We start from the raw sequence: 10,058 nt of genomic DNA, 5'->3' as shown, positions 1-10,058 counted from the left end.
TTGGCCGCCCCGTCGAGGAAATGCGCCTCCTGATGCGTCCGCAGAAACTTGAACTCCAACTCCACCAACGCATCAAAACCCCACCTGTCATGCACAATCCCCCGCGTCGCCGCATCCATCCCGAACCACACCTGGCTCGACAGGCTCGCGTCGCGAGACCACTCCGGCGGAACCACAATCTCCATGACGAAATCCTTACCCTACTCGTCGATCCGGGTGTTAATTCGCCTCTTCGGGCGGAAGATGGGAACCGGCCTCGGCGTCATAGACCTCGGCCGAACGCCACTGCGCGCGCATTTCGTTCTTGAGCACTTTCCCGGTCGGCCCCTTGGGGAGTTCGGAAACGACCTCGACGTACCTGGGAACTGCGTACCTGGGCACGCGATCCGAGAGCCAATCCAGGAACTTCCGAACCTCGAAGCCGATAGCACCGGGCCGGAGCACCAGCACCGCCTTCACTTCGTCCTCGGTGTACTCGGACGGAACTCCGACCACAGCGGACTCGAGGACGGCCTCGTGCTCATCGGCCGCGGATTCGATCTCGTACGCCGAGATGTTCTCTCCCCTCCGCCTGATCGCGTCCTTCTTCCGGCCGAGGAATCGGATGTACCCGTCGGCATCGCGGGACCCCAGGTCGCCGGTGTGGTACCAGAGATTGCGCGTCGCCTCGATCGTCGCCTCCGGGTTCCCGACATACCGGGTCATACCGCTGAACGGCTGATGGTGCCGGACCAGGATCTCCCCGATCTCGTCGATCGCGCATTCGCGGTCGAGGTCGTCCCCGATCCGCACTTCGTGATGCACGCACGGCCTGCCGACCGCGCCGGGACGGTGCTCGCCGTGTACGTCGTCGTGGATCGGATGGCAGCATTCGGTGGCGCCGTATGCCTCCACGCACTTCACCCCGAAGCGCCTTTCGAACTGCGGCGCGAAATCCGGAGTCGGCGCCGCACACACGACCCGCAGCGGGTTGTCGCGATCGTCCGGCCGTTCCGGCTGCTTCCACAGGAACGTCATCACCGCGCCCATCAGCGTTGTGTAGGTCACGCCGTGCGCACGCACGTCGTCCCAGAACTTCGACACGCTGAACCTCGGCCGGATCACCGACGCGGCACCTGCGTGCACGCCGACGAGGAAGGTCAAGATCGTCGCTTCCGCGTGGAACATGGGGTAGGCCGAGTAGAGCACGTCATCCTCGGTGAGCTCCCAGTGGTAGATCAGCTCCGACGCGAAGTGCAACGCGAACCCGTGACTGATCTCCACCCCTTTCGACAGCCCGGTCGTGCCGGAAGTGAAGAGCACCATCAGCGGATCGGCGATCGACGCGGTGCGCGGCGCGACGCCGGCATCCGATGCCACCGTTTCGAGCGGTACGAGAACCCGATCCCGTCCGGTCAGCCCGGCGAAGGCGGCCGGGTCGCCGACCGTCAGAATGCGCCGGATGCGGGTCAGCCGCCCGATCACCGGCTCGATGACCGGCACGTACTGCGCGTGCAGGACCAGCGTGTCGCTTTCGGTCACGGTGATCATGTGCACCAGCGCGCCGGCCCGGAACTCGGTGTTGATCGCCGCGTTGACCGCGCCGAGCTTGGCCAGGGCGAGCCAGTTCACCAGGTAGTCGATGCCGCTGGGCAGCATTTGGCACACCGTTGTGCCTGCCGAGATGTCCAGCGCGGCGAAGCCGGCCGCGCGCCGTTCCGTCGCCTCGTCGAATTCGCGGTAGGTGTAGGTGACGTCGTCGACCGTCGTGAGCACCTTGTCCGGATAGGCGGCCGCCTGGAATCTCAGCCGCGCGTCGACGGTCCAGCGTTCCCCTCCCGGCGCCGTCTCGTTCGGCATCGTCGCGTCGGTGCTGCTCATTGCCCGCTCCGGGGTGCGACGTTGCTCATCACGTGCTTGACACGCGTGTATTCCTCCAGCGCGTACACCGACAGGTCCTTTCCGTACCCCGAGTGCCGGAAGCCGCCATGCGGCATCTCCCCGGTCACCGGCGCATGCGTGTTGATCCACACACAGCCGAACTCCAGCGCCTTCGAGACCCGCAGAGCCCGCTCGTGGTTCGTCGTCCAAATGCTCGAGGCAAGTCCGTACACGGTGTCATTGGCGCGTTCCACCGCCTCCGCCTCGTCGGCCACCACCTGCACGGTGACGACCGGACCGAACACCTCGTCGCACACGATCCGGTCCTCGGAAGTGACCTCGGCGACCACCGTCGGCGCGACGAAGTAGCCGGGCCGGTCCAGGCGGTGACCCCCGGCCAGCACCTTCGCGTGACCGGGAAGATCCTTCAAGAAACCCTCCACCCGGGCAAGCTGGTCGGCGTTGTTGAGCGGCCCGAGGAATGCGCTCCCGTCGTCCGGCTCACCCGGCGTGAGCTCGCCGGCGCGGGCCACCAGTTCGGCGGTGAACTCCGCGGCAACGGACTGCTCCACCAGCACCCGGGTCGCCGCGGTGCAGTCCTGCCCGGCGTTGAAAAACGCAGCCTCGGCGATCCCCGCAGCGGCCGCGGCCAGGTCCGCATCCGCGAACACGACCGCGGGTGCCTTCCCGCCGAGTTCCAGGTGCATCCGCTTGAGATCCCGCGCACCGGCGGTCGCGACCTCGACACCGGCCCGGGTCGAGCCGGTCAACGAGATCAGGCGTGGAGTCGGATGCGACACGATCGCACGGCCGGTCTCGCGATCACCGAGAACCACATTCAGCACCCCGGGCGGCAGGAACTCGGCGGCGACCTCCGCGAGCAACGTCGCCGACGCCGGCGTGGTTTCGGCCGGCTTCAGCACCACGGTGTCGCCCGCCGCGAGCGCCGGGCCGATCTTCCAGCACGCCATGAGCAGCGGGTAGTTCCACGGCACGATCTGCCCGACCACACCCAGTGGTTCACGTCGCGTCCACGACGTGTGATCCGCCAGGTACTCCGCGGCCGCTTTGCCCTCGAGAGCCCGCGAAGCCCCCGCGAAAAACCGCAAGGCATCCAGAGACTGGGGAATTTCGAGCGTACGCGTCAGCTCCAGTGGTTTGCCGCAATTGCGTACTTCAGCTGCGGCGAACTCCTCGAGCCGCCGTTCGACCTCGTCGGCGATCCGGTTCAGAGCGAGCTGCCGCTCGGCCGGCGGTGTGTTCCGCCACGACGAGGCGAACGCTGCCGCAGCGGCGCCGAACGCCGCGTCGACGTCGTTCGCCGACGAGAGCGCAGCGCGCGCGTAGGCGGTTTCGGTGACCGGATCGATCAACGTCGAGCAACGCCCGCTCTCCGCGGGAACGAAGGAGCCGTTGATGAAGTTCTGGTATTCCGGTTCGCTCATGGTGTGTCCTCCGGGTGAGGTCGGTGGCCGGCGATCGCGGTCAGGGCTGCGGGTGCGGCACCTTGAAAACCGACAGCGCGCCGAGGTCCACCACGTGGGTCGTGCCGGTGACGTAGCGGGCCTCATCGGAGGCCAGGTGCAGCACCGCGTTGCTCGTGTCGATCGGCTCCAGATACGGGACCGGCATCGACTCCATGTCCATGAACGCCCGGGTCACATCCGGGTCGTCGAACTTGGCGCCCGGGCGACCGCCTGCGAACAGGTTCACCAGATGCTCGTTATCGCACATCGTGGTGCGCACGTTGGTCGGATGGATCGAGTTGACCCGGATCATGTACTGGGCGAGCTCCGCCGAAAGCGCCCTCATGAGCCCGGTGACGCCGTGCTTGGCAGCCACGTAATGGGCGATGTTGACCTCCGCGGCCACACCGCACGTCGAGCTGATCAGAATGATCGAGCCGCCCTCGCCCTGTTCGATCAGGTGCGGGATGGCGGCTTTCGTGGTCTTCCAGGTACCGGACAACCCGACTTCGACCTGCTCGTTCCACTGCTGTTCGGTGATCTTCCACGACTCGATGAACCCGTTGAGGGTGCAGGCGTTCGCCACCACGATGTCCAGCCGGCCGAGTTCCCGCACCCCGTCGGCGACAACGGACTCCAGCGCAGCCAGATCCCGGATGTCCACCTGCCGGGCGAACATCCGCCGTCCTGTTTGCTCGACCAAGCGGACTGTCTCCGCGAGGTCCTCCGGCTCAGCCAGCGGGTACGGCACCGTCTCGATCTGACGGCAGATGTCGACACCGATGATGTCCGCACCCTCCTCCGCCAGCCGGACCGCGTGCGACCGCCCTTGTCCACGCGCCGCGCCGGTGATGAACGCGACCTTGCCCTCGACTCGTCCCACTTTCGTCCTCCTGACCGGCCCGCCCGGGCCGTGGGGTCTTTGCGCCTTCGGTGGTCCAGCATGTGGCGTTCCCGGGTGCCGCGATTGACTCGCACCGCCAAACTTCGGGACCGAGACGCCAACCGGCCGCCGCAGCGCCGCCGTGGCATCGAAGTCCCACATCATGGCGTACCCGTCCAACTACCGTGACCGCCATGGCCACATGATTGCCACCACGAATACGACAAGGTGCGCCCGCCGATCCTCTGGCGGCGCTCACCGGAAATCGAGATCCGCCGGCGCGTTGCCGGCCGACAACGAGATGCGGAGCTCCATTCACAGCAACCGCACCGCCCCGCCGACCGTATCGATCAAGGAGGTCCGATGGCTTCCAGCGAGCTATCGCACACCGATGAGGACCAGGCTCATCTCGAGTCACTCGGATACAAGCAACGCCTGCGCCGCACCCTCGGGACCTTCGACTCGTTCGCGTTCGCGTTCAGTTACTTCTCCGAGATCTCGAACCTGGCCATCGTCCTGGGCCTCGGCCTGGCGCTCGGCGGACCGGCGTTCATCTGGAGCTGGCCGATGGTCGTCGGCGGCATGCTCCTCGTGACCTTCCTGTTCTGCGAATTGGCCGCGCATTATCCGGTGGCCGGCTCGGTGTACAACTGGTCGAAAGCGCTGGCGAGATCGAAGATCGCGCCCTGGCTCACCGGGTGGCTGGTGGTGATCGCCGTGATTGTCGCGTTCGCCTCGATGGCGCCGGCCTTCGGTTTGATCATGCCTCAGCTCTGGCAGGGCTTCCAGCTGGTCGGCGACGGCAAGGGACAGTACGACTTCGCCGCGAACACCGTCATCCTCGGCGCCGTCTTCATCGGGATCTCCTGCCTGTTCAATTGCGTGGGAACCCGGACGGTATCGCGCATCAACAAGATCGGTATCAGGATCGAGATCATCGCCTCGATCGTCTTCGTGATCGCGTTCCTGTTCAAAGCCAAACGATCCCCCGCCGTGCTCTTCGAAACCGCCGATACGGGCACCTCCCACCATTGGGGTTACGCCGGGGCGTTTCTCGCGGCCGCGATCGCTTCCGCCTACTCTCTCACCGGCATGGACGCCGCTTCGGACATGGCCGAGGAAACAGTCAATCCACGCAAAGCGGCACCCCGGTCAATGCTCTATGCCGTCGGCGCCGCGGCGGTGACCTTCTTCGTGCTGACGACCGTCGCGCTGATGGCCGTCCCCAACCCGGCTTCCAGCCGGTACGCGAGCGGAGGGCTGCCCGCGATGATCATCGACGTCTTCGGGGAAACGTGGGGCAAGATCGCACTGATCGTCATCCTGATGGCCCTGATCTCCGCCGCGCTCGCGGTTCAATCGTTCGCCATCCGGGTCACGTTCGGGATGGCCCGCGACAACAACCTCCCCTTCGGGGCGCGGCTGTCCCGCGTCTCCGAGAAAACCGGAACGCCCATCACCCTGACCATCCTGATCGGAGTGATCGCGATCGCCATCCTGGTCCTCAACGTTCGTCAGCCGCAGATCGCCGGCGTCATCGGGTCGATGACCGTCGCGTTGATGTACCTCGCGTACCTCGGAGTGGTCGGCCCGATGCTGTTCGCACGGCTGCGGGGCCGCTGGCCCGCGCCGGAGCACGCCAAGTCAGGCTATTTTCATCTGGGCCGGTGGGGAACGCCCATCACCATCGCGTCGTTCGTTTACCTCATCGCCGGCTTCATCAACCTGATCTGGCCCCGGCAGGAAATCTTCAACCCGGCACCTCCCTATCACTGGTATCTGCAATGGAGCGGTTTCCTCTTCAGCAGCCTGGTGGTCGCGGCAGGACTCGCGCTCTACTACTTCTATCAGCGCCATCGCACCGGCGTTGTCGCCGAACACGTCGCCGACCGATCGAAGCCGCTGGCCGGCGCGCTGGGAACTCCTGATTCCGTGCCCCCATCGGCGACACCGGGCAAGGAGTAACGAGCCGGGCGGACCGGCTGGACGGACCGAACGAACATCGACAGCGAGGTGCAGATGTCAACCACGGAAAACGACCTTCTCGGCAACGGCGCCGCGGCGATCGATTCCCTGCCGGCCGGGCATTTCATCGGCGGCCGGTTCACCGGCCCCGGCTCCCGGCGAGTAGTACTGAATCCCGCGACCGGCGACGTGCTGTGCGAGGTGGCCGACGGCGGCGAGGCGGAAGTGGACCAGGCAGTTCGAGCCGCGGTCGAGGCCGGCCGCGGCTGGCGCCGCACCACTCCGGGCGAAAGAGCCGAGGCCCTGCTGGCCATCGCCGACGCCATCGACGAAAACGCGGCACTGCTGGCCGAGGCTGAGTCGCTGAACACCGGGAAACCGCTGACGGTCTCGCAAGTCGAGGTCCCGTCGTCCAGCGACATCTTCCGCTTCATGGCGGGTGCCGCCCGGACAGCGCAGGCTCCCGCTGCCGGCGAATACCTCCGCGGTCACTTCTCCGTGATCCGGCGCGAGCCGGTGGGCGTGGTCGGCGCGATCGCGCCGTGGAACTACCCGCTGATGATCGCCGCGTGGAAAACCGCACCGGCACTCGCGGCAGGCAACACCCTCGTGCTCAAACCATCCGAGCTGACACCGCTGACCGCGCTCCTGCTCGCCGGGCTGACCTCGGGCATCCTGCCACCGGGCGTCTTCAACGTCGTCCTCGGCGACGGGCCGGACGTCGGAGCGTCGTTGTCCACGATGTCCGGAGTGGACATGGTCAGCTTCACCGGCAGCGTGCGCGGAGGCCGCGCGGTTGCCAGCGCCGCAGGGCAGACTACCAAGCGCCTGCATCTCGAACTGGGCGGCAAGGCGCCCGTCGTCGTCTTCGCGGACGCCGATCTCGACGCGGCTGCCGCCGGCATCCGCGCGGCCGGCTTCTGGAACAGCGGGCAGGACTGCGGGGCCGCCACCAGGGTGCTGTGCGACGTGTCCGTTGCCGGCGAGCTCACCGAACGGCTCGTCGCGGCCGCGGACTCACTGGTGGTCGGCGATCCGCGAGAAGGTGGGCAGGTCGAGCTCGGACCGCTGATCAGCGAAACGCAACGCCGGCGCGTGACCCGGATGGTCGACAACGCCATCTCGGCCGGCGCGGTGCGGGCCACCGGAGGAGGTGCGGTCGACCGGGCCGGCTACTTCTACCGGCCTACCGTTCTGAGCCACGTCGACAGCGACAGCGAGGTGGCACAGCAGGAGATCTTCGGTCCCGTGGTGTCGGTCGAGACGTTCGCCGGCGAGCGAGAAGCCGCGGCGAAGGCGAACGCGCCCGACTACGGGTTGTCCGCTTCGGTCTGGACGAACGACATCTCCCGTGCGTTGCGCGTGACCGACGAGCTGCACTTCGGCACCGTGTGGACCAACACCCACCTGGCCACGGCTTCGGAGATGCCCTGGGTGGGTTTCGGCAGCTCGGGTTACGGGCGTGACATGTCCACGTATGCGCTCGACGATCACACCCGCACCAAGCACGTCATGATCGCGCTCTCCGGTCAGCCGGAGCCGCCGGCCGAAGGAGTATCCCGATGACCGACCAGCAACGCCGCGCGCGCACCCTGGCCATGGACGACCGGGAGCTGGCGGAGTTCCTGCGCGCGGAGCGGACGTGCCGCGTCGCCACGATGAGCGGCGACGGTCCTCGCGCCACTCCCCTGTGGTTCCTCTGGGACGGCTCCGCTCTGTGGCTCAGCTCGTTGGTCCGGAGCAAGCGTCATTCGGACCTTCGCGACGACCCGCGGATCGCGGTTGTCGTCGACGCCGGGCACGGCTTCACGGAACTGCGAGGTGCCGAGATCATCGGTGACGCGGCCGTGGTCGGCGAATCGCCCAGGATCGGCACTCCCGACACGCGGCTTGACCCGATGGAACAGGAGTACGCGGCGAAGTACCTGGACGGCGATGTCGCCGAACTGCACGCTGGAACCCACGCCTGGGTGTGCGTGACACCGCGCAAGATCGTCAGCTGGGACTTCCGCAAGCTGGGGAACCGAGGCTGAAGGCTCGCCGTGGCGGCGGCTTGGTGGTAGCCGACAGCGAAGGGAACGCCGGATCGGAATGCAGTTCCGGTACCGGTCCCGGATCCTGGTGGTCACCGGCGCGATGGTGCCGCCGCCGACGGGGCTCCGGCACGGCCGGCGGCCGGCATGATGCCACCGGCCGTGCCGGTCAGGAAGATCTCGTCGGCACGGCAGAGATCGCCGGGCGGGACGCGGCGGGTGTCGCGGGCAACGACGACGTCGGTTCCGCCTGTCTCCTGCTGTTCGGGGCGCACGACCAGACCTGCGGATCTGAACGTAGGCGTCCTGCAGCGCGGACGGCCGAACGGTCTCGATCATGATGTCGCGGATCTTTTGCCACGTCTCCGGTGGCGTCGTGCGCAGACGCTCACCCTGGCGGAAGAGCCGGTCGAGGTGACCGTCCAGCCTGGAGAACCGGCCGCGCCACACCGCGGCGACACCCGGCGCTGAAATGAGGGCCGTTCGCCCTGGTTCTGTCCCTTTCACCCTCGAACTCGACCGCATCTGCCATCACCACCGACGCTGCTCTGATGGGTCCGGGAGATCGTGGCGGCCACCTTTGCCGTCCGCCGGCCCGGCGAGGTATCCGGACTACCTGTCCAGCGCTTCTGCTCGCGCTTCGCGCGGCGACTTGCCGTGGAACCGCCGGAACTCCCGGCTGAAATGGCTCGCATCGGAGAATCCCCACCGCATGGCGATGGCCTGGAAGGAGTCTCCGCCGCCGATCACATCGGCGCGCGCCCGGGCCACCCGGGCCGAGCGCACCAGAGAAGCGAACGTCGTCCCGGTTCCTTCGAACAGCCGGTGCAACGACCGCTCGGAGATGCCGTGCGCGCCGGCGGCGGCGGCGGTCGTCACCGGACCGCTGGCCAGCTGCCTGTCGATCCAGGTCTCGACACTCTGGCGCATCGCCGAGCTCACGGCCGCGTTGGACATCGGGGGCTCGGCTCGCACGGCCAGCCGGCCCACCAGCTCGACCATCGCGTTGCGGATGCCGACCGCGTCCCGCGGCTCGATCAGCCCGTGGTGATCCCGCAACGACGCGACCATGGCCTTCAGCATCCGGGCGGCCGGCAGGAGTGCCGAGCTGTTGTCACGAAGGTCCGGATTCAGCCGTAGCCTCCTGCTGTTGGCGGAGATCGTCGATCGCGGGATGAAGACCAGGCAGGTCCGGCCCGGGCCGAGCTGCACGTACTCCCGGATCGCCGCATTATCCCAAAAATATTCGGTGCGCCACGAATCGACCACGCGATCGTTTCGCAACGTGACGCACTCGCCATAGGTCTTCGGGGATATGCCGAATCCGACGTAGTCGTTTGCAGCCGAATCGAGGTGGAATCGCGCGCCGAAACCCGACGATTCGAAGTCGACGATCAAGAGGTCGTCGATCCAGCGGCGGTGCATGGTCCCGCAGAACGACCGCGCCGCTGCCGCAGGCCACACAGTGTCACCGAGGAACGACTCCGAGCAGACCTGCTGCCACGCGTCGATCCCCTCGGCGGCATCAGCGGATCCGACCGAGGTCTCCAGCGAAACCGAGCTCTTCACCAAGTCACCTCACAGCAGGGATTCCCGTGCCACGCTCTTCGTGACCTGCGATTTTACACGACAATCCGCCGGAGGAGACCTTGCGAATCACCCGTGCGGGGGTCACCAGCGGCGCCCTGGCAGCACGGAGCGACGGCCGCCGACGCACCGTGATGGAGCGTCGGCGGCCGTCAGTGGCCCGCTCGGAACCGGTCAGCCGATCTCGCGGAAACGCCACACCGTGGCCTCCGCACCATCCGACCGCGACTCCTCCACCGTCACCTCAACCTCCTCACCCACCAC

At 67.1% G+C, this 10,058-nt stretch carries 9 protein-coding genes; 3 read left to right on the top strand and 6 right to left on the bottom strand.

Annotated features, from left to right (window positions below; all coding sequences use genetic code 11):
* From BMY97_RS45485 to BMY97_RS45470, 4 genes are all read right to left on the bottom strand, one after another.
* Positions 1-185, bottom strand: a 185-nt coding sequence (locus BMY97_RS45485) for a hypothetical protein (RefSeq protein WP_143086536.1), incomplete at its 3' end; no start/stop codon positions are given.
* Positions 186-219: 34 nt separating this feature from the next.
* The gene (locus BMY97_RS45480) at positions 220-1,839 is read right to left on the bottom strand and encodes an AMP-binding protein (protein WP_245787834.1); all 1,620 of its coding nucleotides are present in this window, start codon (positions 1,837-1,839) and stop codon (positions 220-222) included.
* Between the two features lie 17 nt (positions 1,840-1,856).
* Complete coding sequence (locus tag BMY97_RS48995) at positions 1,857-3,305, bottom strand: aminobutyraldehyde dehydrogenase (protein WP_091629871.1); 1,449 nt, start codon at positions 3,303-3,305, stop codon at positions 1,857-1,859.
* 40 nt (positions 3,306-3,345) lie between these two features.
* Positions 3,346-4,209 carry a mycofactocin-coupled SDR family oxidoreductase gene (locus BMY97_RS45470; RefSeq protein ID WP_245787833.1) on the bottom strand — a complete coding sequence of 288 codons (864 nt, stop codon included), beginning with the start codon at positions 4,207-4,209 and terminating at the stop codon, positions 3,346-3,348.
* Positions 4,210-4,572: 363 nt separating this feature from the next.
* On the opposite strand from BMY97_RS45470, the gene BMY97_RS45465 reads away from it, so the two are divergent.
* The 3 genes from BMY97_RS45465 to BMY97_RS45455 are packed head-to-tail and all read left to right on the top strand — an operon-like array spanning position 4,573 to position 8,207.
* Entirely contained in the window at positions 4,573-6,174 is a 1,602-nt protein-coding gene (locus BMY97_RS45465) for an APC family permease (RefSeq protein WP_091629869.1), read from the top strand.
* A gap of 54 nt (positions 6,175-6,228) precedes the next feature.
* Complete coding sequence (locus tag BMY97_RS45460; RefSeq protein WP_091629874.1) at positions 6,229-7,740, top strand: aminobutyraldehyde dehydrogenase; 1,512 nt, start codon at positions 6,229-6,231, stop codon at positions 7,738-7,740.
* Positions 7,737-8,207, top strand: coding sequence for a pyridoxamine 5'-phosphate oxidase family protein (locus tag BMY97_RS45455; RefSeq protein WP_091629867.1), 471 nt, complete (start codon positions 7,737-7,739; stop codon positions 8,205-8,207). The genes BMY97_RS45460 and BMY97_RS45455 overlap by 4 nt, the downstream gene beginning before the upstream one ends.
* A gap of 92 nt (positions 8,208-8,299) precedes the next feature.
* Here BMY97_RS45455 and BMY97_RS46715 read toward each other — a convergent pair whose 3' ends face one another.
* Together BMY97_RS46715 and BMY97_RS45450 are read right to left on the bottom strand one after the other, a co-directional pair.
* Complete coding sequence (locus BMY97_RS46715; RefSeq protein WP_143086534.1) at positions 8,300-8,482, bottom strand: hypothetical protein; 183 nt, start codon at positions 8,480-8,482, stop codon at positions 8,300-8,302.
* Positions 8,483-8,819: 337 nt separating this feature from the next.
* Positions 8,820-9,632 carry a helix-turn-helix domain-containing protein gene (locus BMY97_RS45450; RefSeq protein WP_143086533.1) on the bottom strand — a complete coding sequence of 271 codons (813 nt, stop codon included), beginning with the start codon at positions 9,630-9,632 and terminating at the stop codon, positions 8,820-8,822.
* Positions 9,633-10,058 lie beyond the last annotated feature (426 nt).

The organism is Amycolatopsis saalfeldensis (genome assembly GCF_900110575.1).
In the GTDB taxonomy this organism is placed as follows: Bacteria; Actinomycetota; Actinomycetes; order Mycobacteriales; family Pseudonocardiaceae; genus Amycolatopsis; species Amycolatopsis saalfeldensis.
The sequence above is the reverse complement of the archived record's forward strand: the minus strand, read 5'-3'. Positions and strand labels throughout refer to the sequence as shown.